Source organism: Malaciobacter canalis (genome assembly GCF_008000835.1).
In the GTDB taxonomy this organism is placed as follows: Bacteria; Campylobacterota; Campylobacteria; order Campylobacterales; family Arcobacteraceae; genus Malaciobacter; species Malaciobacter canalis.
In genome coordinates this window covers 1,451,035-1,475,265 of record NZ_CP042812.1, presented here as the reverse complement: position 1 = coordinate 1,475,265, position 24,231 = coordinate 1,451,035, and the positions used below count along the sequence as shown (strand labels likewise).

The 24,231-nt window shown below is 27.0% G+C and carries 20 protein-coding genes; 11 read left to right on the top strand and 9 right to left on the bottom strand.

Features of this window, described 5'->3' with window-relative positions; translation table 11 throughout:
• The first annotated feature begins 5 nt into the window (after window positions 1–5).
• From ACAN_RS07365 to cheB, 11 genes are all read left to right on the top strand, one after another.
• Entirely contained in the window at window positions 6–638 is a 633-nt protein-coding gene (locus tag ACAN_RS07365) for a uroporphyrinogen-III synthase (RefSeq protein WP_099333275.1), read from the top strand.
• Window positions 639–874: 236 nt separating this feature from the next.
• On the top strand, window positions 875–2,140 hold the full coding sequence (purD, locus tag ACAN_RS07360) for a phosphoribosylamine--glycine ligase (RefSeq protein ID WP_099333274.1): 1,266 nt from the start codon (window positions 875–877) through the stop codon (window positions 2,138–2,140).
• 6 nt (window positions 2,141–2,146) lie between these two features.
• Window positions 2,147–2,584 (top strand): RDD family protein, encoded by a 438-nt coding sequence (locus tag ACAN_RS07355; protein ID WP_099333273.1) that lies wholly within the window; start codon window positions 2,147–2,149, stop codon window positions 2,582–2,584.
• Complete coding sequence (locus ACAN_RS07350) at window positions 2,577–4,682, top strand: LPS-assembly protein LptD (RefSeq protein WP_099333272.1); 2,106 nt, start codon at window positions 2,577–2,579, stop codon at window positions 4,680–4,682. Before ACAN_RS07355 ends, ACAN_RS07350 begins: the two co-directional genes overlap by 8 nt.
• A 5-nt stretch (window positions 4,683–4,687) precedes the next feature.
• The gene (locus tag ACAN_RS07345; RefSeq protein WP_099333271.1) at window positions 4,688–5,332 is read left to right on the top strand and encodes a phosphoribosyltransferase; all 645 of its coding nucleotides are present in this window, start codon (window positions 4,688–4,690) and stop codon (window positions 5,330–5,332) included.
• Window positions 5,333–5,342: 10 nt separating this feature from the next.
• Window positions 5,343–7,523, top strand: coding sequence for a polyribonucleotide nucleotidyltransferase (locus tag ACAN_RS07340; protein ID WP_099333270.1), 2,181 nt, complete (start codon window positions 5,343–5,345; stop codon window positions 7,521–7,523).
• A gap of 80 nt (window positions 7,524–7,603) precedes the next feature.
• Window positions 7,604–7,972: a response regulator gene (locus ACAN_RS07335; RefSeq protein WP_079577925.1), complete on the top strand. Its 369-nt coding sequence runs from the start codon at window positions 7,604–7,606 to the stop codon at window positions 7,970–7,972.
• Between the two features lie 35 nt (window positions 7,973–8,007).
• Window positions 8,008–10,152 carry a chemotaxis protein CheA gene (locus tag ACAN_RS07330; RefSeq protein WP_099333269.1) on the top strand — a complete coding sequence of 715 codons (2,145 nt, stop codon included), beginning with the start codon at window positions 8,008–8,010 and terminating at the stop codon, window positions 10,150–10,152.
• Between the two features lie 6 nt (window positions 10,153–10,158).
• A complete protein-coding gene (locus ACAN_RS07325; protein WP_079577927.1) occupies window positions 10,159–11,004 on the top strand; it encodes a CheR family methyltransferase in 846 nt (281 codons plus the stop codon).
• The gene (locus tag ACAN_RS07320) at window positions 11,001–11,687 is read left to right on the top strand and encodes a chemotaxis protein CheD (RefSeq protein WP_099333268.1); all 687 of its coding nucleotides are present in this window, start codon (window positions 11,001–11,003) and stop codon (window positions 11,685–11,687) included. Before ACAN_RS07325 ends, ACAN_RS07320 begins: the two co-directional genes overlap by 4 nt.
• A gap of 10 nt (window positions 11,688–11,697) precedes the next feature.
• A complete protein-coding gene (gene cheB, locus ACAN_RS07315; RefSeq protein WP_079577929.1) occupies window positions 11,698–12,780 on the top strand; it encodes a chemotaxis-specific protein-glutamate methyltransferase CheB in 1,083 nt (360 codons plus the stop codon).
• Window positions 12,781–12,798: 18 nt separating this feature from the next.
• Here the strand turns inward: cheB and ACAN_RS07310 are convergent, their stop codons facing one another.
• From ACAN_RS07310 to ACAN_RS07270, 9 genes are all read right to left on the bottom strand, one after another.
• Window positions 12,799–13,851, bottom strand: coding sequence for a tyrosine-type recombinase/integrase (locus ACAN_RS07310; RefSeq protein WP_099333267.1), 1,053 nt, complete (start codon window positions 13,849–13,851; stop codon window positions 12,799–12,801).
• Between the two features lie 103 nt (window positions 13,852–13,954).
• Window positions 13,955–14,344, bottom strand: a complete 390-nt coding sequence (locus tag ACAN_RS07305; RefSeq protein ID WP_099333266.1) for a hypothetical protein — start codon at window positions 14,342–14,344, stop codon at window positions 13,955–13,957.
• A 13-nt stretch (window positions 14,345–14,357) separates the two neighbouring features.
• Entirely contained in the window at window positions 14,358–15,308 is a 951-nt protein-coding gene (locus ACAN_RS07300; protein WP_099333265.1) for a hypothetical protein, read from the bottom strand.
• Between the two features lie 103 nt (window positions 15,309–15,411).
• Window positions 15,412–18,048, bottom strand: a complete 2,637-nt coding sequence (locus ACAN_RS07295) for a T6SS phospholipase effector Tle1-like catalytic domain-containing protein (RefSeq protein WP_147525212.1) — start codon at window positions 18,046–18,048, stop codon at window positions 15,412–15,414.
• Window positions 18,041–19,144, bottom strand: a complete 1,104-nt coding sequence (locus ACAN_RS07290; RefSeq protein ID WP_147525211.1) for a tetratricopeptide repeat protein — start codon at window positions 19,142–19,144, stop codon at window positions 18,041–18,043. The genes ACAN_RS07295 and ACAN_RS07290 overlap by 8 nt, the downstream gene beginning before the upstream one ends.
• A gap of 1 nt (window position 19,145) precedes the next feature.
• Window positions 19,146–22,022, bottom strand: a complete 2,877-nt coding sequence (locus ACAN_RS07285) for a type VI secretion system Vgr family protein (protein WP_147525210.1) — start codon at window positions 22,020–22,022, stop codon at window positions 19,146–19,148.
• A 99-nt stretch (window positions 22,023–22,121) separates the two neighbouring features.
• On the bottom strand, window positions 22,122–22,646 hold the full coding sequence (locus tag ACAN_RS07280; protein ID WP_079579879.1) for an Hcp family type VI secretion system effector: 525 nt from the start codon (window positions 22,644–22,646) through the stop codon (window positions 22,122–22,124).
• Between the two features lie 67 nt (window positions 22,647–22,713).
• Entirely contained in the window at window positions 22,714–23,487 is a 774-nt protein-coding gene (locus ACAN_RS07275) for a protein kinase domain-containing protein (RefSeq protein ID WP_165773093.1), read from the bottom strand.
• Window positions 23,488–23,564: 77 nt separating this feature from the next.
• Complete coding sequence (locus tag ACAN_RS07270) at window positions 23,565–24,230, bottom strand: PP2C family protein-serine/threonine phosphatase (protein WP_099335436.1); 666 nt, start codon at window positions 24,228–24,230, stop codon at window positions 23,565–23,567.
• Window position 24,231 lies beyond the last annotated feature (1 nt).

Genomic DNA, 24,231 nt, shown 5'->3' with positions numbered 1-24,231 from the left:
AAACAATGAAAAAAATATATTTGCTAAATAATCTTTCTTTTAATAATATTGAAAATTTAGAGGTTTTCAAAATAAAATATATAAAAAAAGATATCGATTTTAGCAAATATGATGCAATTATTTTTACTTCAAAAAATGCTGTTTATTCAGTAGACTCTTTTTCAAGTGATTGGAAAAATATTCCTTCTTATGCAATTGCACCAAAAACAGCAAAGATTATTGAAAGTTTGAATGGAAAAGTTGAATATATAGGAAAAAGTGGTCATGGGAATGATTACGCAAAAGAGTTAATTACTCACTTAAAAAATAAAAAAACTTTATATTTAAGAGCTTCAAAAACAGTATCTAATCTTATATCAATTTTAAAAGAAAATAAAATAAATATTGATGATGAAATTATATATGAAACTACTTGTAATGATGAATTAGAAAAAAAAGATTTTGAATTAAACTCTATTTTTATTTTTACTTCACCATCAAGTGTAGAGTGTTTTTTTAAAAAATTTGATTGGCACCATAGTTTTACTGCCATTGTAATTGGAAATACTACATCTAAGTTTTTACCAAAAGAAGTTGATTTTCTTGTAAGCTCATCTACGAGTGTTGAAGAGTGTGTAAAACTTGCGCAGAAACTTTAGTTTTAATCTTTACTTCAACCACATTTAGCTAAAATAAATTCATCTAAGTAGTACGGGATTTCCATTGTTGAGGGTCCGATACTTTATTTGTGTGAGTATTGTAATACTATGGTGTGTAATGCTTCTTTTGTTTGCATTCCTAAAATAGTGTTCTTACTCCTATCGTTGGCTTTTGTGGGCCATTTGATGGTTAACGGCTACTTGGGTATTTAAACTACAAATTTTAAGGAAATCTAGTGAATATATTAATTCTTGGGAGTGGTGGAAGAGAGTATTCCATAGGTCTTAGTATCTACAAAGAAAAAAAACATAATTTATTTTTTATGCCAGGAAATGGTGCTACTGAAGATTTAGGTAAGAATATTAATATAAAAGATTATAAAGAGTTGGCTTTTTGGGCAAAAGAAAATAATATTGATTTAACAATTGTTGGTCCTGAAGCTCCATTAGTTGATGGTGTAGTTGATATATTTAAAAAAGAAAATTTAACTATTTTTGGACCAAGTAAAGCTGCAGCAAAACTTGAAGGTTCAAAGGTTTATATGAAAAATATACTAAAAAAATATAATATTCCAACAGCTGCTTTTTTAGAAACAAATAATGAAAATGAAGCTCATAGTTTTATTGATACTATGAATGAACCAATAGTTGTAAAAGCAGATGGTTTATGTGCAGGTAAAGGTGTAATTATTGCTCAATCAAAAGATGAAGCAAAAAAAGCAGCCTCTGACATGTTAAGTGGAGACTCTTTTGGTGATGCAGGTACAAATGTTGTTATTGAAGAGTTTTTAGATGGATATGAACTATCTATTTTTGCAATTTGTGATGGTGAAAATTATAAAATATTACCAGCAGCTCAAGACCATAAAAGAATAGGTGATGGTGATACTGGTCCTAATACAGGTGGAATGGGTGCTTATGCTCCAACACCACTTGTTAATGAAGATATCTATAAAAAAGTAGAAGAAAGAGTAGTAAAACCAACTCTTGATGGTATGAAAAATGAAGGAGCACCTTTTGAAGGTGTTCTTTTTATTGGTGTGATGGTAGTAAAAGGTGAACCAATTATTTTAGAGTACAATGTAAGATTTGGTGATCCTGAGTGCGAAATATTAATGCCTTTACTTGAAACACCTGTTTCTGAACTTTTTTATAAAGGTGCTACTAAAGATTTAGATTCATTAGATATAAAAATTAAAGATGAATTTAGTGTTGGTGTTGTTATGGCAAGTGGAAACTACCCATATTCAAGTAGTGCGCCAGCAGAAATTATCATTGATAATATAGTAGATGAAGATATACTTAATAATACTCATATTTCATTTGCTGGTGTATCAAAACAAGATGGTAAGCTAATGGCAACTGGTGGAAGAGTTTTAGTTTGTGTAGGCTTTGGGAAAACAATTAAACAAGCAAGAGATAGGGCTTATTTATTATGTGGACAAGTTCATTTTGCTGGTAAGAAATGTAGAACTGATATTGCATATCAAGCATTGAAGTAGGTATAAATGAGTGAATTAAATAATTCAAATTTAGAATTAGCTTCTTTAAGATCTAGAGCACTAGCTTTTGTAATTGATGATTTATTAATTACTTTTCTTATTGTTATCGTATTTTGGGATACTATTGTAACAACTACTGATGATCCTGCTGTTGTTTTAGCAATTATGAATCAATTTCTTTGGCCAGTTTTATTTGTAAAGTTTATTTACCATTCTCTTTTTGTTTGGTATTATGGTGCAACTGTTGGAAAGATTATAGTTAAAATTAAAGTAATTGATTATAATCATTTAGGAAGAGTATCTTTGCTTAATTCTATGTTTAGATCAGCAGGGCGGATATTAAGTGAAATGTTTTTTTATATAGGATTTTTATTAGGTTTTTTTAGTGAAGGTAGACAAACATTTCATGATAAAATTGGTAGGACGCTAGTAGTTGATGTTTAAAAAATTAGTTTTTATATGCTTACTTGCACTATGTACTTCAAGTAGTGCAAAAGAAGTAAATGATGATAAGTTTCAAATGGTTGCTAACAAAGTTGATAGTGAAAATGATTTAATTACTGCATATGGTGATGTTGTAATTTTTTCATCAAACTATTATGCTAGTGCGCAAAAGGTTATTTATAATAAAAAAAATGAAACATTTGAGTTTTTTGATGATGTTTTAATTATCAAAGACAATAAAATTCAAACTCAAAGTGATTATGCCTTTTTAGATAATAAAACAAATGCATTATTTCAAAAACCTACTTTGATTTTTGAGGGTGAAACAAATCTTTGGATAAACTCAACAAAATCTAATAAAAATGATGAAATGGTTTCTTTGGAAAAATCTATACTTTCAAGTTGTGATTGTGAAGACCCTGATTGGAGTATTAGAGTATCTAGTGCTGAATATAATTCAGAAACCAAATGGCTTAGTACTTTTAATACAAGACTTTATATTAAAGATATTCCAGTTTTATATACACCTTACTTTGGTTTTTCAACTGATAGAACCAGAAGAACAGGTCTTTTGATTCCTACAATAGGATATGGTAGTGATGAAGGTTTTATGTATAAACAACCTATATTTATTGCACCTGCACCAGATTATGATATTGAACTTGTTCCTCAATATCGTTCAAAAAGAGGTAAGGGCTTAAATACTTACTTTAGATATGCAGATTCACAATATTCAACTTTAGAAGTTGGTGCAGGTTTTTTCAAAGAAGATAGTGATTATTTTGAAGAAAATGAATTAGAAAATCAAAATCACTATGGGTGGAATATTGACTATGTAAGAACAAAACTTTTTTCAGGTGAAGATTCGCAAGATGGGCTATTTGTAGATATTTCATGGTTAAATGATATTGAATATAGAAATTTAGAAGATAGAGTTAGTGATGATGAAGACAATGAAAAAAAGATTGAATCTAAAATAAACTATTTTTATAATACTTCAAAATATTATACAGGGCTATATTTTAGACATTATCTTGATACTTCTAAAGAATCAAATGCAAAAACAATGCAAGAGTTACCTCAAGCACATTTTCACAAATATTCTCAGCCAATTATTTTAGATAATTTATTGTATTCAACAGATGTTAGATTTACAAACTACTATAGAGAAGAGGGAATTACAGCTAACAGGTATGATATAAGTGTACCTATTTCTTACTCTATGTCTTTTTTTGATGATTATTTGCAACTAACACTTAAAAATGAAACGGTAATTAATCACTTGAAATATGATGATACTACTACTAATTTAGAAGATGGAACTTTTATTGAAAATATTACTAGTGTTGGAGTTAGTACAGACTTACTTAAGCCTTACGAAAACTTTTTGCACACTGTAAATTTAGGTGCTGCTTATGTAGATGCTAAAACAATTGAAGATGATGGAGATTTATATAGTATAAATAATACTACTTCTGAATTGAACTTTTTTCCAATATCAAAAACAAAAAGAAGTGTTCAACTTAGTTTAAACCAATCAATTTATGATAATGAAGACTTAAAACAAATTATTAATCATAAATTAAAACAGTCAATCATCTTTGATGAGTTTGATGATCCAAAACTTGATAATATGGAAAATGAATTAATTTATAACTATTTTCTAGGAAGAGTTTCTAATAAAATCATTTATAATCACCAAGATAACGCTTTTATTGAAAACTCTACTTCTTTTTCACTTAATTATAATGATTTTAGTCTAAGACTTGGGTACTATATGTCAAAAGATACTCCAAATTCAGGAAAAGAAGATTTAGAATCATATAGAGTTGATGCAAACTATAAAATATCAAGAGATTATAGTGTTGGTTATTATACAAATTATAATTTAGAAGAGAATATGAGAACAAAACAAGGTGTTCTATTCTCTATAAATGATATTTGTTGGAGATTAGATTTTAAATTTGAAAAAGAGATGGAAGCAAGTTCTAGCAAATTATATGATAGAAAAGAACAAGATGTTCTTTATGTACAATTTTTACTAAAGCCAATTGGTGGATTAGAACAAGAGTACAATTTAAGAAAAAGAGAGAATTAATATAAATGCAAAATGAGCAAATATATTTCAAAAATAGAGATGTAGCTGCTTTTAGATTACTTGATGTATTACCAATTGAAAGTATGAAACTAGAAGATTGGACAGTTTTTGCAACTTCATATGGTGGAGTTCCAATTGCAAAAATAATAGCAAATAAACTTGAATCAAACTTTGATTTGATTTTATCAAGTAAAATAATGGCTCCAAATAATGAAGATTGCGAAATAGCTATTGTAACTGAATCAGAAGAGGTTGTAATTCATGAAGAACTTGCAAAAGCTTTTGAAATCAGTTTAGATTTTATATTCGCAAAATCTAAACAAATCTATGACAAAGAACTAATGAAAACTGTTAAATTATACAGAAAAGATAAAAGAATAGAGAATTTAACAAATAAAAATGTATTATTAGTAGATGAGGGTTTAAATACAGGACTTACGATGATGGCTTGTATTAAAACAGCAATTAATTTAGGTGCAAAGTCTGTATCTGTTGCAACACCAATCTTACCAAGTGCTAGTGTTCCAACAATAGAGTCAATTGCTGATGATTTATATTATGTTAAAAAATTAGATCATTTTGTTTTTATAGATTTTTATTATGATAAACTAGAAAATATTAATTTTGAAGATATAAAAAATATTAAATAAAAGGAAAAGTATGTCAACAGTGTGTGAGTTTGAATTAAATGGAAAAGATGAAATATTTGAATTTAATAAAGTAGCAAAACAAGCTAATGGATCAGTATTAGCAAGATTAGGAAATGCAGTTGTATTAGCAACAGTAGTAAGTGAATTTGATAATCCAGTAGAAGAGGATTTTACACCATTAACTGTTCAGTATGTAGAAAAAACATATGCTGCTGCTAAGCTTCCAGGCGGATTTATAAAAAGAGAAGCAAAACCAAGTGAATTTGAAACTTTAACTTCACGAGTAATTGATAGAAGTTTAAGACCACTTTTCCCAAAAGGATATGTATATCCTACAACAATTACTGTTATGGTTCTAAGTGCAGATAGAGATGTTGATTTACAAGCATTGGCTTTAAATGCAGCTAGTGCAGCTTTATATACTTCAAACTTACCTATTAAAAAATCTATTGCAGGTGTAAGAATTGGAAAAATCAATAATGAATATATTGTTAATCCTACTGCTGATCAAATGCAAGAATCTACACTAGATTTATATGTAGCTGGTTCTAAAGATGAATTACTAATGATTGAAATGAAATCAATTTCAAGTGAAGAGATGGTTGAAGTTGATATTGAAGCTTTCACAAAAATTCATAAAACTAATGAAGTAAATGAAGATGATCTTGTAGAAGCAATAGAAGTTGCACAAAATGTATTAAAAGAAGTTAATACAACTTATGAAAATGGATTTGAAACTGTTTGTAAAGAACAAAAAAGTGTTGAACTTGTTGAGTTTACTATTGATGAGGCAATTATCAATAATGTAAGAACTAACTATAATGCAAATGTAAAAGATGCTATTAAAAAACTTGCAAAAAGTGAAAGAGCAGTAGAATTAAAAGAGCTTGCAAAATATATCTTGGAAAAAGAGTATAAAGAAAATGAAGATATAAATCTTGCTCAAGTTTATGAAGCAGTTTCAATTGTAAAAAAAGAGATTGTAAGAAAAATGATCGTTGAAGATAAAGTAAGAGCTGATGGAAGAGGGCTTAAAGACGTAAGACCTATTTCTATAGAGACTAATATACTTCCTTCAACTCACTCTTCTTGCTTATTTACAAGAGGTGAAACTCAAGCTTTAGTAGTAGGAACAATCGCAGGGCCAAAAGATGGACAAATGTATGAAGTTTTAACAGATAAATCTACATCTATGGAAAATTTTATGGTACATTATAATTTTCCAGGTTTTTCAGTTGGCGAAGCAAAACCTATGTTTGGAGTAGGTAGAAGAGAATTAGGTCATGGAAATCTTGGTAAAAAAGCCTTAGAAGCTACAATTGATAAAGATTTTAATGAAACAATTAGATTAGTATCTGAAATACTTGAATCAAATGGTTCTTCTTCTATGGCTACAGTTTGTGGTGGTTCTTTAGCACTTAAAGCAGCAGGTATCCCAATCTCTGGTTTAGTTGCTGGTGTTGCAATGGGAATGGTAGTAGAAGATAATAACTATTCAGTTTTAACTGATATTATGGGTCTTGAAGATCATGATGGAGATATGGATTTTAAAGTTGCAGGTACAAGTGAAGGTATTACAGCACTTCAAATGGATATTAAATTAGGTGGAATAGAACTTAGTGTATTAAAAGAAGCATTACTTCAAGCAAAAGAGGGAAGATTACATATTTTAAATCTTATGGAAGAGGCTGCAAAAGAAATAGTTCCAAGTGATGCTTTACCATTAGTTGAACAATTTGCAATTGATCCAGGTAAAATAATGGTTGTAATTGGTAAAGCTGGTTCAACTATAAAAGAAATAATTGAAAAATTCTCTGTTTCAATTGACTTAGATAGAGATAGTGGAAATGTAAAAGTAAGTGGAGAACACAAACAGAATGTACTTGATGCTTGTGAGCATATAAAAACAATTTCAAATAATGCAACTTCTAGAAAAGAAAGTGGCAAAAATATTGATTTTGGTAAGCTTTATACACCAGAAGAAGTATTAGAAGGTAAAGTTGAAAGAATAACAGACTTTGGTGCATTTATATCTTTACCAAAAGGCGGAGAAGGTCTACTACATATATCAAAGATCTCAAAAGAGAGAGTTAAAAATGTTTCAGATGTATTAAGCGTAGGAGAAGAAGTAAAAATTAAAGTATTAAATGTGAAGAAAGATAGAATAGAATTAGCTTCAACACTATTGTAAAAATTTTAATACTAAATTAATATTTCTTTAGTTAAGATATAAAAAATAATATTTATTTATAAGAAAACAAGGGGTTTTTTATGGCTAAGCTTTTAATAGTTGATGACTCAACAATGCTAAGAGATATGTTGAATTATGCACTTAACGAAGGTGGTTACAATGATGTAACGGAGGCAATTGATGGCGTTGATGGGCTAGAAAAAGCTAAAGCTTCAATGTACGATTTAATTATTACTGATGTAAATATGCCAAATATGGATGGACTTACATTAATAGCTGAATTAAGAAAGTTGTCTCAGTATGCTAATAAACCAATTTTAGTATTGACAACAGAAAGAAGTGACGAAATGAAGGCAAAGGGTAAAGCAGCAGGTGCTACGGGATGGATTGTTAAACCCTTTGTTCCAGATCAATTGTTAAAAGCGGTTAATATAGTTTTAAGTAGATAATTTATTAAGTAATTAAAGTAGATAAAGGATAAGTTATGTCTGGTTTTGATATATCTAAGTATAGAGAAATGTTTGTAGAAGAAGCAGAAGAGCTTTTTGAATCTGCTGATAATGTACTATTAGAAGCTGAAACAAATGGAAGTTTAACAGATGATCAAATGGGTCAACTGTTTAGAGATGTACATACATTAAAAGGTAGTGGTGCATCAGTTGAATTGACTCTTTTTGCTGAGTTTACTCATGACGTAGAGAATATGATGGATAAATTAAGAAACCATCAAATTGAATTTCAACCAGAAATGGCAGTAACTTTAATAGATAGTTTAGATGTAATGAGAGAAATTCTAGATCTTGAAGTAGCTGAAGATCTTGATAGAGATACTTTTGTAAATATGACTTCTTCTTTACTTGATGATATTCGAGCATATATAAATGGTGATAAAGTTAACCCAAAATCTGAATCAACTCAAGAAAACTCAACTATAGAACAGACAGAAGATAATAAAGCTGTTGAACAAAATTCTACTACAAGTGATAAAGTTGATGATGAATCATTGACTAGAAATATAGGGTTTTTTGATGATAATTTAAATGATCAAAGAGATCATAAAACTTATGGAATATTTGCAGATGATGATTTAGATGATTCTACAGATACACCTTATGGTTTTTTTGATGATGATTTAAATGAAAGTGCACAACTAAGCATGGATGATAACTCTTCACAAAGTATTTATGATGAAGATGAAGAAAACTTTGGATTTTTTGATGAAATGCCAGCAATCACTCCTGATTCAAAAATAGAAAAAAATGAAGTAGAAACTGAAGTTTCTAAAACACAAGAGTCTAAACAAGAAGATAAACCAGTAAAAGAAGAAGTTAAAAAACCTTTACCTAATAAAGAAGTATCTTCTAATCAGCCTGAAAGAAAAGCAAGACCTGAAAAAGAGAAAAAAACTTCTTCAAATAATAATATTAGAGTTAATCTTGATAAAATTGATTTACTAATGAACAATGTTGGGGATTTAGTTATTACAAATGCAATGTTAACACAATTTTCAACTTCAATTGAAGAAGCAAAAACTAGAAATGCAGTTTTAGAAAGATTAGAGCTTTTAGAAAGACATATTAGAGATATGCAAGATTCTATTATGAGTATTAGAATGGTACCAATGGAATCTATATATTCAAAATTTCCAAAAGTTGTTAGAGATATTTCAAGAAAACTTGGTAAAAAAGTTGCCTTTAAACATTATGGAGATGGTGTAGAGATTGATAAAGCAATGATTGAGGGATTAACAGACCCATTAATGCATATTATTAGAAACTCGCTTGATCATGGCCTGGAAACTCCAGATGAGAGAACACAAAATGGGAAAAGTGAAACTGGTACTATTTCTATTTCTGCTGAGCAAGCAAATGGACAGATGATTATTACTATTAAAGATGATGGTAGAGGAATTGATGCTGAAAGAGTTGCTCTTAAAGCCTTAGAAAATGGTCAAATCGACAATAATCAATTTGATTCAATGACCGATAGCGATAAAGCAATGTTAGTTTTTGGAGCAGGGGTTAGTACTGCAAAAGAAGTTACTGATATTTCTGGTCGTGGTGTTGGAATGGATGTTGTTAAAACAAATATTCAAAAACTTGGTGGTGCAATAAAATTAGATACTGAAAAGGGTTATGGAACTACAATTATAATTATGTTACCACTTACTCTTGCAATTTTAGATGGTTTAGATATTGCAGTTGGTAATCAAAAATATATTTTACCATTAAGCTCTATTGTTGAGTCATTACAACCATCTTCTGATATGATTAAAAAAATAGGTGATGGTACACAAGATTTACTAATGCTAAGAGAAGAGTTTATTCCAGTTGTTAGATTACATAATTTATTTGGAATAGAACCTACTTTTGATAAGTTAGAAGATGGTATGTTGATTGTAGTAAAATCAGGTAATACAAAAGTTGCCATATCTATTGATGAATTTTTAAATCAACATCAAGTTGTTGTTAAACCTTTAGATAAAAACTTTAGAAGTGTAGATGGAATAGGTGCTGCAACAGTAAGAGGGGATGGAAGTATTGGTTTAATCTTAGATGTTTTAGGTATTATTAATGCACAAATTAAGATTGAAAAAAGCGTAAATACTACTAAGAGAAAAGCATCTTAGAAAAATATGAATGATACTAAACATTTACACGATAGAGTAAAAAAAATTCTTTATTCTTTGACAGGAATTACACTTGCAGAGAATAAAGATATTATGATTGCTAATAGATTACATAAGCTAAAAAGAGATACTAAATTTACTGGTGGTGATTTAGAAGCTTTGTTAGATTCAATCGAAAATGGAAATAATACAACAGAATTTATTAATTCTTTCACAACAAATAAAACACATTTTTTTAGAGAATGTTTTCATTTTGAAGATTTAAGGGATAGAGTTTTACCAACATTTGCACAAAGTGGTAATCAAATTAAAATGTATTGTTCTGCTTCTTCAACAGGAGAAGAGCCTTACTCTATGGCAATGACAGTTATGGAAGCAAGAGAAAAATTAGGTAAAAGTATAAATGCATCAATTATTGCTACTGATATTGATACAAATGTATTACAATTTGCAGCAAATGGAGTTTATAGATTTTCTAAATCTTCAAAAGAGTTTCCAGATTGGATAAAGCCTCCTAAATATTTTAAAAGAAGAGTAGAAAAAAATCTTGCAAATGAGGAAATACTAATAAAAGTAAAAGATGAAATAAAAAAAATGATTACATTTAAAGTAATGAATTTAAATGATCCATCTTATCCTTATAAGAAAGAAGAATTTGATGTTGTTTTTTGTAGAAATGTACTTATATATTTTTCAGTACAAGATCAGCAAATGATACTTAAAAAACTATTTTCACATTTAAAAATCGGTGGAACTTTATATCTGGGGCATTCAGAGAATCCACATGATTTGATTAATTATGTTCAAAGAATAGGACAAAATATTTTTGTTAAGACTAAGGATGTACATTGATTTTAATTGGACACAAAGATGGAGGAATTGAAAGAGCCTCAAATAGTAGATTTAATCAAAAGATTAAAGGTTTTAATACTCATACTATAATTGGTGGTGAGTTTGCTGTAGGCAAAGATAGTGATGAGATTGCTTTTAAGACACTTCTTGGTTCATGTGTTGCAATAATGTTTTATGATAAAGTACAAAAAATAAAAGGAATGAATCATTTTTTATTACCTTCTACAAAAAACTCAAATGATGACATGAAATATGGTCTTTATTCTGTAGAAGCAATGCTAAATGAAATGTATAAACTTGGATGCAAAAAAGAGAATATTACTGCAAAAATTTCTGGTGGTGCAGATATTATGCAACTTTCAAATGCAATTCCTAATAATAGTATTGGGTTTCGAAATGTAGAGTTTGCAAAAGATTTTTGTAGAGCAGAGGGGTTTAAACTTATTAGTGAACATACAAGAGGGGAACATGGTAGGTTGATTCTTTTGACAAATGATTTTAGCACTTTTATTAAAGTAACACAAAAAACTGCAACTGATGTTAAAATTGTTAATGAAGAAAAAGCTCTACAAACAGAAATTGCAAAAGAACCAGTTATCAAAGAATATGTTGGTGGTGTTGATCTATTTAATGAAGATATTAAAAAGAAAGATGAAACACAAATGGAAATCGAACTATTTTAAATGAGATTAAATGTATACAGTATTAGTTATTGATGATTCACCCTCTATGAGAAGAATCTTAAAAGATATGGTAAATTCAATTGATGAGTTTGAAGTAATTGCAGATGCAATGGATGCATATGATGCAAGAGAAAAAATCAAACAATATGAACCTGATTTAGTAACAATTGATATAAATATGCCAAAGATGGATGGAGTAACATTCTTAAGAAATCTTATGAGACTTCATCCTATGCCTGCAGTTGTTGTTTCGGGTGAAGGCGTAAGAGGAAATGATATTTTTGATGATGGTGCAGTTGGATTTATTCCTAAACCAGAAGCTGGTGAATCAATGATTAAATTTCAAGAGAGAATAAAAGATACATTAATGAATCTAACTTTCTTACTTAAAAGATATACATTAAAAAAGCCTAAAGCTTTAAAAAAACCTAAAAAAGTATCATCAAGTGAAATTGAATATAAAATTCATCCCGATGAAGTTATCAAATCTTTTCCTGCTACATTTCCAGGTAGTAGAATAATTGCAATTGGTTCTTCTACAGGAGGAGTAGAGTCTTTATTAAAAGTATTTAAACGTTTACCAAAAAATCTGCCTCCTATTGTTATTACTCAACATATTCCTTATGGATTCTCTTCTTCTTTTGCACAAAGATTAAATGCAAATTCAGAAGTAGTAGTTCATGAAGCAAAAGATGGAATGATTCTTGAAAATAGTCATGCATATTTAGCTCCTGGAAATATGCATTTAACTATTGAAAAAAGAAGAGATGGCAAATATATAACAAGACTTTTAGATACAAAAAAAGTAAGTCATCATAAACCAAGTGTTGATGTCTTATTTAGATCAGTAAATAATTCAGCCGGTGGTTCAGCTATGGCTATTATGATGACAGGCATGGGTGATGATGGTAAAATAGCAATTAAAGAGCTATATGACAATGGAGCTTATACTGTTGCTCAAAATAAAGAGAGTTGTGTAGTGTTTGGAATGCCTGCAAAAGCTATTGAAGCAAATGCTGTAAAAGATATTATTCATTTAGATGAAATAGCAGATTATATAATTGAATTTTCAAAAGGCAAAAAAAGAAAGTAGGGTAGAGACCCTGCTTTCTTAAAATATATCTGTTGTTCTTTTTAGTTTGTCTTTATCAAAATGAGTATAAATTCTAGAAGTATTTATATCTGCATGACCTAATGATTCTTGAACTAAAATTAAATCTTTGCTTTTTTGATAAAGCATTGTTGCAAAAGTATGTCTTAGCATATGTGCTCCATTTTTTTCTTTTCTAATACCTACACTTAATAAAATTTTTTCAACAATACTACTAATATATGCTTGACTAAGAGGCTTTCCTTTTTGATTACAAAATAGAAGATTTTCATTGCAAACTCTATATTCAAACCATTCATTAAGATCTGTTCTAATTATTTTTTCTTTTATCATAACAACTCTTGGTTTATTACCTTTTCCTCTTACTTGAATGATAAATGCATCTTCATCTTTGTTGAAATCTTTTAAATCAATATTTATTGCTTCACTAACTCTTATACCTGTATACAGTATTATTTTTATAATAAGTCTATTTCTTGCAGCAATTTTAGAACTAAAAGGATATTTGTCAATCCCATCTAAGAATCTATTTATTTCTTCTTTTTTCATAAAAGAGGGTAGTTTTGTACCTGATTTTCCTGCTAGACCACCCCAGTTTTTTAATTCTATACCAAACCTATGCACAAAACCATTTTCTTCTTCATTTTGTTTATCAATATATCCAAAAAAAGAAATTAGTGCTATTCTGTAGTTTTTTTTAGTTGCATCAGAAAGATTACTAGTTTCAGTTGCCAAAAAATCACTTAATAACTCTTCATCAATCTCTTTTAATGAGTTCGCACCAAAATTAATTAAAAAGTTATATAACTTTTCAAGAGGAATAAAATATACATGAATACTATTTATCCCATTATTTCTAACTTCTTTTATTATCTTTTTTAGTTTGTCTATATCACTAAAACCTTTAATTAGCTCTTGCAATATTTGAGCTAATCTGTCTTTATTCTTAACTTGTCTATTAGATAAGGTAGTCATCTTATTTCTTAAAAAACGTGATAACCAGAATAAATATGTTTTTTCAAAGTTATTTTCACAATCTAAAGGATATTTCATTAAAAGCCTTTTATATATATTTTACTTTTGGAAACTATAATTTCCAAACTATAACACATGCTTTATTAAACTACCCTAAATCTAATAGTAAATAGCTTCTTTGCTATTTACTATCATACATAGACAAATCATCCATTGATACAAATAAACCTTTTTTTGATATTTTTCCATAATGATCATCAAATTTTGTTTTATATACTTTTTCTATTCTAAGTAATCTTCCCTTTAAATAAAAAGAACTTTTTATTTTTGTATCATTTAACATATTTGTTTGTTTATAGTCTCCATCATAAACAAAAACTTCAATTGGGTTTGTTTGCATTTTAAAAAATGTATAACCTTTTTCTTTATCAATTTTGTACAGTTCATCTAAATTTACTTGTTTTTCTTCTTTCTTTTTAGGTGTCTCTATACTTTCTTGCTTTGTAGCATTACAACCTGTAAATAGCATGGTAAATACTATTGTCACAGAAATAACTATTTTCTTATGCATTGTGCTCCTTTATTTAATTTAAAAGTACTCTTTTTCTAATTTTTTTATTCATATCCTCAAACTTGACATACACAGGTGTTATTTTAAAAACTTTGTAACCTTCTAAAATATCATTTTCTTTATAATATTTATTCTTATATTTAATCATATTATTTTCATACATTAAATGTTTTTTTATTTGTGCTAAATTATCTCTAATTTTAAAAATAGTTGTCTTTTTAGATTTTATTGAGTCACCCTCTTCTTCTTTCTTTATCTCTTTTGTTATCTCTTTTTTCATTTTTATTGAAGAAGCTATTGGATTTATTTGCTCTTGTTGATTTAAGTCTATTATTGCAGTTATTGTATCATCGTCAATATTTTTTATTATTTTTATAGTATCTAATTTTGTATCTATCTCGCTGTTTACTAATGTTTCTTTCTTTTGTAATTGTTTTTTTTCTACTTTATTAATACTATTACTATCATTTATTTTAACTTTTACTTCATTTGTTATTTCATCACTAGTAGTAGAGGTAGTAGAGATTGTCAAAATAGACAAAGAAGTTAAAAATATAATGACAAAAATACCACTTACAATAATATAACCTCTTTTTTTAATAGGTCTATTATTTGTGAGTATTGTTTCTAATCTATTTATATAGCTAATAAAAAATAAATTAAGGTTTGTTAGTACTTTTTTTATATATTCAATCTTATTGTGAGTATCTTCGTTTTTAATAGTTTGTTCTTTTTTCTTTACAAGTATTTCTATTTCTTCTTGATTATAATCTTTTAATTCATCTAAAAAAATCTCAATAATAGATTTTTCTTTAGCTAAGTATTCATTTTCTTTGATTTTTACTAGAATAGTTTTTAATTGCCCAGGAGTTATTTTATATTCTGCTAACAAACCATCTACACTTAAATTGTTATTAGAATCGATTAATTTTTCATAAATACTGCTATATATATTTATACTCATTAAACTACCTTTGATAATTTTTATCATTATTACAAAATAATAGTTAATATTAGTTTAAAATAATAAATATCCTTATTATAATCTCGATTTTAATAAACACTAATCACCCTCTAGTAAACTCTTTGCCCTTTGTAGAATAAATAACTCTCTTTCCGTATAGTTCATATTCATCTTTTTTCTCATTTGAAGGTTTATTTACAAAGTTTCCAACTTGTGAAGAGTGGTGTAAATAGTTGTTTTTTAACTCTTTATATATTTTTGTATTCTCTTTTTTTAAAACTTTATGCTCTTTAAGTGCTTTATATGTTTCTTTTAAAGTTTCATCATCTTTAAAACTATGATTAAATTTACCAAAAGGAACCATCTCAAACTCATCTTTTCTATTTTTTTGTGTTTTTGAATCTACATATACAGCTTTATCATACATTAATCTCATAGCTACATGTTCATATTTATTTGATACTTTTGGTTTATACATATATAAATGTAAATGATATTCCCAATTTGAAGAGTTTCCCCAAACATCTTCTCTTGGATTAAGTTTATATTGATTTTTTATATAGTAATAAAAGCCTTCTTTTTCTTTTGTCTCTTCTTTCATTTCTTTTATTTCTTTTTTTGAATCTTTTTGTATTAATGCATTATTTTTTAACCAATTATATTTATTATTCCACTTTTGTATATTTTTTCTTAAGTAATCAGGTAGTTTTTTCTCTTCTATTATAAAATCACCAAGATAAACCAATTCATTTTCTTCATTATATCCCCCTCCTACATCTGCATGTGCTCCAGGAACATAAAACTCTTCAAATCTTGCACCACCATCTTCTCTTTTTTCTGTACTTTGTTTATAATAGTGCTTATTTATATTTGTAAAGATAGAGTATGCTTCAAAGTTATATCTAAACTCATCATCAGCCATTAGATGAACTACATGCCCTACTTTTTTATTATTATCATTTTCAAAAAAGTTTATATTTAAATCATCAGAATCATTTGATTGCATAATTCCATAATGTGTTACTGTATCAAACAATCCTGCAAATCTAAAAGAGATTGATTCAATTGTTATCTCTTTTTCTTTATAAAAAGGATTATAAACTCTATGATTATTGTTATTTGGATTAATATACTCTATATCTGTTCTAAGTGGATTAAAAATAGTCTTACTTCCAATTCTTACATAACCATTACTTCCAAAAAATTCATAAAAAATATCTTTACTATCTTTTGTTTTTATTGTATATTCTCTTTTTTCATTTTTTACCAATTGTGTATTTTTCAAAAGTGTACAAATAAAATGTCTTGCACTAGTAGAACCTCTACTAAATCCAAATACATCTAAAACTAGTTCATCTATATGTGTTATTGAATCTTTTCTTAATTGTTCAGCTATTTTTATACAAGAGTATAAACAATGTGCTATTACTCCACTCTCTCCCATTCCAAGACCCAATCCAACTACAGAGTCATCTTCATAATCTTTTTGTATAAAAGGATTAAAAGTTCCAGAACCACTTTCATAAAGTTTAAATCTAGTATTTGGAAGAGCATCTTTGTTTTTCTTTACATCATCTCCATCATAAAGTTCATATAATCTACTAATATTTGTTTCACCATTTGTAAAGCTACTATCTTCATTATCATCTGGAAGTATTTCTTTTATTATATAATCAGAAATAGTTTTTTCTTTTGCATCTTTTTTACTATTTTTTACATCAAGTAAATAATCAAATACTTTTTTTGAATCTTTTTCTGCTTTTTTAGTAGTTATAATTTCATCCTTGCCTACAATAAAAACCGATTTACTATCAAAATATCTTATTGAAGCGTTGTTCATTTGATTTATAATCATTTTTTTTGTTTTTTTTGTAAACTCTGGGTTATCTATTGAAAGGATGTATTCTTCAATTGTTCCTTGTTTTCTATCTTTTAATTTTGGTTTACCAAACTCATCATTTTCATTTAATCCATCTTCTATATCTTTTGCAGGCTCTTTTAAAAACTTTTTAAAGTTTTTATAAAAATCTATATTATATATATTATTATTTGTTCCATCAAAAAATATTCCATATTCGACTATTAACTCCGGCATAAAAGAGGCTATTATTTTATCTTCATAAGATATTAGTTCTAACTCTTTTGTTTTAGAACCATCTTTTATATTATAAACATATGGCATAGATAGTACTATATATGCTTGTTCATCTTTATTTGGTTTTTTTGAAGTTTTATTTACTTCTTGTTTTAAAATTTGTTGACAACTATTTTTATTATATGTAAAAAAAGATGTACTTTTTTTCTCAAGATTCTCTTTTAGATTTTTTTCTAATACTTTTTTATATGCATGATGATATTTCTTTGCTTTTAATACACTTCCATAAGATTTTGAGTTATACAATTGAGTGGTACAAAGTTTTACCAATTTTTTATCAACTATTTGTTCAGTTACACCACGTAAATCATCAAAAATCAAGGGTTTATTATTTTCAGTACTCTCTTTTTCTACAGCTTTTATCAAATAAGGTTTATATTCTTCTATTACTTTATTTAAGATAGTTTGTTTATCGTTATTTGAGTCTAATAGTTCTTTAATATCTTCATTTGATATAACCATATAAGCGATTCTAGTTTTTATATCTTCTTCTATTGCTTCATTCTCTTTAGTACAAAATTCATTTAAGTGTACTACTTCACCCTCTTTATGAAATGCATTTCCTTTAGTTATATCATTACTCATATGATACTCCTAGTTTTTCAAGTCTTCTTTTTGCCATAGATTTTACTTCTGTACTCAATGCTTTTTTATACCAATAAATTGCTTTATCTTTATTATTTAATTTTGTTTCATATAAAAATCCAAGATTTTGAATAGCCCTTGCATCTCCTAATTCTATGCCTTTTTTATACCAGTAAATTGATTTATTATAATTTTTTATATTATTTTTATAGATTATTCCTAAACTTAATGCACAATCTATACAATTAAGTTCATTAAATCCTTTTTTATACCAATAAATTGCTTTTTTATAATCTTTTAATATATCTGAATATAAAAGTCCCAATTTCTGCATAGAGCCACTATAATTAAGATTAGAACCTCTTAAATACCATTCTTCAGCTTTTTTGTAATCTTTCCTATCTTCTTCATAATACTCTCCTATTGCAGAAGCACATTTCCCATATCCCATCTTATAACATTTTTTATAATATTTTATTCCTTTTTCTTTATCTTGCATATCTTTATTTAATTGGTAAAAAGTCCCCAGTTCATAATAACCTTTTGGCTCGCCTAATTCTCCAACTTTTTTAAAAGTATTTATTGCTTCATCATATTTTTTTTGGTCTATATACATCAGTCCAATAGAAATTAGTGAGTTCATATCTCCTGTTTCATATGATTTCATAAACCATTTATATGCTTCATCATATTTAAAGTTTTTATAATAATACACACCTAAATTATGTGCTGATTTTCCATGTCCTGCATTTGCTGCTACTTTAAAGTTTTTAACTGCTTTTTTATTATCATGTAAAAAACTTAAATATAGACTTCCTAATTGTGCATATGATTCTATACTTCCTTTTTCTTTTCCTTTATTAAAGTAATCTATTGCTTCATCAAAGTTACCTTGTCTTGCATAGTATATACCTGCACAACTATATCCTTGTAGTTCACCCTCTTGTATTAATTTTTTATATTTTTTTATATCTTCTTTTGTATATTCTATTTTTATGCATTGGTTTATATCATATTTGCTTTTTTTTAATTCTTGTGCATTTAATACTACTGTTGTTATACATATTATAAGTAGGGTTTTTATTATATTTTGCATACTATTTTTCCTGTTTATTTGTTTTTGTATTATTCTTTACTTTTTGATTTTTTCTTTCATCATAAGTTAATCTTGTATTAGCACCATCTTGAATTTTTCCATCAATATATGCTAAGAAATTAATCTCATGAACTTTTTCTTTTTTTAGATTATGAATTATTGTCTCTTTTCCATTATAAATATCTTTTGGTGTATCTTCTATTTGCCATCTTATTTGCGCTAACTCTTCTTGCCTTGGTTCTTCTACATTTAATACAGCTATACACTCACCCTCTTCTTGTGATACATGAGAGCTAACTATATCTTCAACTTCTAAATATCTTACAAGTTGTGTTTGTGCATATCCCTCTTCTTCACTATTACTTACAAAACAGTGTGCATGTCCTACTTTATAAATATTTTCTTCTTCTAAAGTAACACTCATTTTTAATCCATTAATAGTAATATTATCATTTGTTGGATTATCTGTTAAAATATCAGTATCAGCTTCATCATTGTTTTTAATAAAATACCATTGAAGTTGAGCTAGTTGTGTTTCATTTAAATCAGTACTTTTACTCCAAACACCATTATAAAACTTCTCAACAACAGCTTCATACTCTAAAACTTGTGTTATATCATTTTGTTTTGTAATTGTAGGAATTAGTTCAACTACTCTTACTTTTTCATATAATGGTTTTGGTATCTCTATTTTTGGTACATCTTTTGCACTTACTCCACCATTTGATGATGTTGTATCAACAGTCCCTGCTTTTAAAAATATTCCAGATGTATCAACTGTTAAGACATTTCCTCCACATTTTAAGCTAATTCCATTAGTTGCTTCTAATTCAATTGTTTTTGCTTGGTATTTTACAGTTTTAGCCTTTAAATGGTATGAATTTATTACATCTAACCTATAATCTTTACCAATTTGCAAAAACATATTTTGTAAGTATTTTTTCTTTACATCTTGCTCTATATATTCTGTTTTTGTACCTTTTATACGTTTTATCACATTATTTTCTACAATTGTTTTTAAATCATCTTTAACAATAGTAATAAAATCTTCTAATATATGCTCTTCACAATCTTGTTTAATAGTTGTAATAGACTCTTTCTCAACAGTTAAAATCTTATTTGCTTTAATACTTTTTCTTTCTTCTTCTCCTACTGTTATGATTGAGTCTTTTTGGATTGTCTCTTCTTTATCATTTTCTACTAATAGTTTTGAGTTATTCTCTACATGTTTATATTCATCATTTAACACATGTGTTTTTAGATTCTTTTGTGCTCTAAATGAGAGTAACTCTTCACCTTGTTTATCTTCAAAGAGTATCTCATTATATCCTTGCTTATGTTCATATTGTGGCATTGAGTTTGTTTTAATATAACTCTTTGTTTTATCTTTTGGAAGGTTATAGGGTACTTTATTCTCTCCATTATACAAGCTTCCTATTATTATTGGTTTATCTATATCCCCATTTACAAAGCTTACAATTACTTCACTATTTACTCTTGGCAGAAATTGTGCTCCATAGTTATCTCCTGCAAAGAAGTTTGAGTATCTTAAGTAGCAAGATATTGTTTTATTCTGTTCAAAGTGAAACAATACTTTTATTCTTCCTTGTTCATCCACATCTATTGTATTTGCATCTTCTTTTGTATTACTATTACTACTTGCTACTATTGCTGTTTGTACTGAGTTTATTTTTGGTTTTATTACTGTATATGGTGGAACATACTCTATATCTTTTGGTATTGAAGTAAATTCTACTTCATATTCAAGTTCATGTTTTTTATTTTCATTTATATTTTGTATATATTCATCCAATGCATTTGGAAAAATTCCATTATATTTTACTTCTATTACTATTACATCAAATACTTTTTTTGCAGCCTCATCTTCTAATTTTATACACAAAGAGTCATTTATTACTACTTCTTGGCTTGTTGCGTATATTATATTTGATTTTACATATTCTCTTTTTGCTTCTATTTTATTATATTTATCCAAATCCTTATAAAGACTCTCATCAAGTACATTTAGTTTATCTCTTAGATTATTTCTTTTTATATCTGTTCTTAATTGACTTGTTGATTGATTATCTTTTATACTTGAAGTTATTGCTGCACCTGTTTGCACTTTATATTCTAAGCTTGGTCTATTTTTATCATAATAATCTTCTATTATATTAGATGCTGTAAATTTTTTACTATGATTAAATTGGCTTACTGCGCTATAGCTATTTATTATTGCATGTTCATTTAAGTTACACAAAACTATATTATATGGATTATTTGAAGAGTATTCTACTATAAAGCTATATCCCTCTTCTTCACAAAGCATTGTAAGAAATTCCAAATCACTTTGATTATATTGAGTTATATACTCTCTTGTTACTTCATTTTTTATATCTATTTTTACATCTACATTTATATTTAGCAGTTGATTATATCTATTTATTATTTCACTAAAGAGTGTACTTACTTTTCTTTCATGATATATTTCATATCTATTATTTAATCCTAAGTAATACAAAGGCGATACTATTTTTATTTTATACAGATGTTTTTTTGCTACTACACTATCTTCACTTGCTTCATAGACTTTTCCAAATATTGTTTTTTTATCTAATGGATTTACTTCATCTTGGATTATTAGTTCTACATCTGTATCTACTATATCTTCTATTTGTATAAACTCTTCACTTACAAATATTACTTCAAATTCATAAGGTTTATTTACTTTACTATATCCATTTAGTTTATATACACTCAAGCTTTCATTTAGTATATCTGGCAGGTCACTTCTATAGTTTAGTAGTTTGATTCTTGATTTTATGCTTTGTGTTATTTCTTTTCGTAAATTTTTATTTATATTTGCTATTTGAGACATTAAAAAAACCTTACTTTAATTCATTGTAAAAGTAATTATATAAAAAACCTTTACAAAAAATTAAATATGTGGAAATATTTAATTTCCACATATTATAAACTATGCATTTAATGCTACACCAATTCTCCAGTCATCTTCACCAGAAGTACTAGCAGTTTCATGTCTCCAAGTAATTTTTCTATATGCAAAAGATACTTTTTCAAGTGGAGCAACTTGAGTTTTTTCAAGTCCTTCTTCTGTATCCATATATGAAGCAATATCAACAATAACTGCATCTTCTAATTTAATAGTAAAATAATGCTCTGGTTTTCCAGCATAACTTGTTCTATACCATTTTAATTCAACTTCTGTTAAAGTTTCTCCTTTTGTCAATGCATTATATAAAAGAGGTGAACTTTTATCAAAAATTTTTGATATTACTAACGGTTCATGAACTCTTTGACCTGATGGTTGACCTGATTGAGGATCTCTTGGGATTTTAATATCATGAGAGAAACCTTTGATTAAAGCTTCATTCTCATGACCTTTTTGATAAGAGTTACCAACAGATTCTGGTGTAAATGCACCCTCAGTAATTAAACCTTGAGTACTTCCTTTAACTGAAATAAAAATTGGATTATTCATTCGCTTTCCTTATAAATTTTTTGTAAAAGTATTTTAACACTAAATAATTAAATAAATTATTAAATAACTAGTTAAAATGTAAAAAATTTACAAAAAAATTATAATATTGATTGAAATTTATAGTTCTTATTGAAGAATCAGTAGATAAATTTCTATTAAGCCACTTTTTTAGATAAAAAGGAATTACATTTGAGTTATCAAGAATGATTTTATTATTTCTAATAACAGGTGTTTTTAATGTAAAAAGTTCAAAAATAATAGCTGCAGTAGAATATATATCTGATTTTTCAGTAGGAATTCCTCCATTTATAATTTCTGGTGCACTATATTTTGGATTATATGCTTTTACTTTATTATAGTCTAAGTGAATTGAATCACTATTACAACTCAAAGAAATTCCAAAATCAATCAATGTTATCTTATTGTTATTATCGATTATTATATTTGAAGGATTAATATCAGCATGTATTATATTTTTTGAATGTATATATTTAACTGTGTTTAAAAGTGTTTTAAAAATATCTATTTTTAAACTTTTATTCATATTAAAAATTGAAATATCATTTAATAACTTTCCTTCAATATACTCTAAAATCAAATAAGGAATTTTAGTTTTTTTATCAATTCCAAAATCATATACTTTTACAATATTTGGATGATTTAATTCTCTTAAAAATTTATATTCACTAAAAAGTAATGATGAGATATCTTTATTTCTTATAGTAGTTTCATTTGGAAGTTTTATAACAATATTTGAGTTTGTATTAAAATGAAGATCATATATATCTTCTACTAAAAAAACATCACATAAACCACCTTGTGCTATTTTATCTTTTATCATATACCTTTTATTGAATATGTTTTTTATTTGAAAATTTTGTTTCTTTGATGTTTTTTTAATGTTTTTTAAAAGAGTATTCATGATTTAAATACCTTGTTTATTATAATAGCTGTTATATTATCTTGAGCATTTGTTTTTAAGATATTTGAAATTAATATATCCATACTTTTTTTTATTTCTTTTTGTTTCATAAAATATGAAATGGTATCTTCACTAATAAAATCATAAAGACCATCAGAACATAATAAAAAACGATTTATTTCATCAATATAAAAAGAACTTTTTTCAAGTATAAAACTTTTACTTGGTGCACTAATTGCAGATGTCAATACTTTCTTACCATTTAAAAGTTTACTATGATCTTTTGTATGGCATTTTAAACTATTTGTATAACTATAACATCTACTATCTCCACAATGAAAACAAACTGCCCTATTTTCATAAATATACAAAAGTACAACAGTTGTTCCTATAGTAGTATTGGTTTTTCTTATTTGTTTTTGTAAAAGCTGATGAGCTTTAAGTAATTGATTTTGAATAATCTCAACATTTTGGCTAAAAGAGTTAGTTAAAACTAACTCTTCAAATAAATCCGTAATTAAATGACTTGCAAAACTACCATCATTATGACCTCCCATTCCATCACAAACTATCCATATACAATTTTTATCATCAATAAAAAATGAGTCTTCATTTGATTCTCTTACATATCCAGGGTGAGTAAAATAAACACTTTCAAACATA

What these genes read in the sequence shown, in the direction of transcription:
- ACAN_RS07280 (WP_079579879.1), bottom strand. Translation starts at nt 22,646, where the DNA reads ATGAATAATCCAATTTTTATTTCAGTTAAAGGAAGTACTCAAGGTTTA.
- ACAN_RS07365 (WP_099333275.1), top strand. Translation starts at nt 6, where the DNA reads ATGAAAAAAATATATTTGCTAAATAATCTTTCTTTTAATAATATTGAA.
- ACAN_RS07270 (WP_099335436.1), bottom strand. Translation starts at nt 24,230, where the DNA reads ATGTTTGAAAGTGTTTATTTTACTCACCCTGGATATGTAAGAGAATCA.
- ACAN_RS07305 (WP_099333266.1), bottom strand. Translation starts at nt 14,344, where the DNA reads ATGCATAAGAAAATAGTTATTTCTGTGACAATAGTATTTACCATGCTA.
- ACAN_RS07330 (WP_099333269.1), top strand. Translation starts at nt 8,008, where the DNA reads ATGTCTGGTTTTGATATATCTAAGTATAGAGAAATGTTTGTAGAAGAA.
- ACAN_RS07285 (WP_147525210.1), bottom strand. Translation starts at nt 22,022, where the DNA reads ATGTCTCAAATAGCAAATATAAATAAAAATTTACGAAAAGAAATAACA.
- cheB (WP_079577929.1), top strand. Translation starts at nt 11,698, where the DNA reads ATGTATACAGTATTAGTTATTGATGATTCACCCTCTATGAGAAGAATC.
- ACAN_RS07275 (WP_165773093.1), bottom strand. Translation starts at nt 23,487, where the DNA reads ATGATAAAAGATAAAATAGCACAAGGTGGTTTATGTGATGTTTTTTTA.
- ACAN_RS07325 (WP_079577927.1), top strand. Translation starts at nt 10,159, where the DNA reads ATGAATGATACTAAACATTTACACGATAGAGTAAAAAAAATTCTTTAT.
- ACAN_RS07300 (WP_099333265.1), bottom strand. Translation starts at nt 15,308, where the DNA reads ATGAGTATAAATATATATAGCAGTATTTATGAAAAATTAATCGATTCT.
- ACAN_RS07355 (WP_099333273.1), top strand. Translation starts at nt 2,147, where the DNA reads ATGAGTGAATTAAATAATTCAAATTTAGAATTAGCTTCTTTAAGATCT.
- ACAN_RS07340 (WP_099333270.1), top strand. Translation starts at nt 5,343, where the DNA reads ATGTCAACAGTGTGTGAGTTTGAATTAAATGGAAAAGATGAAATATTT.
- ACAN_RS07295 (WP_147525212.1), bottom strand. Translation starts at nt 18,048, where the DNA reads ATGAGTAATGATATAACTAAAGGAAATGCATTTCATAAAGAGGGTGAA.
- ACAN_RS07345 (WP_099333271.1), top strand. Translation starts at nt 4,688, where the DNA reads ATGCAAAATGAGCAAATATATTTCAAAAATAGAGATGTAGCTGCTTTT.
- ACAN_RS07310 (WP_099333267.1), bottom strand. Translation starts at nt 13,851, where the DNA reads ATGAAATATCCTTTAGATTGTGAAAATAACTTTGAAAAAACATATTTA.
- ACAN_RS07290 (WP_147525211.1), bottom strand. Translation starts at nt 19,144, where the DNA reads ATGCAAAATATAATAAAAACCCTACTTATAATATGTATAACAACAGTA.
- ACAN_RS07335 (WP_079577925.1), top strand. Translation starts at nt 7,604, where the DNA reads ATGGCTAAGCTTTTAATAGTTGATGACTCAACAATGCTAAGAGATATG.
- ACAN_RS07350 (WP_099333272.1), top strand. Translation starts at nt 2,577, where the DNA reads ATGTTTAAAAAATTAGTTTTTATATGCTTACTTGCACTATGTACTTCA.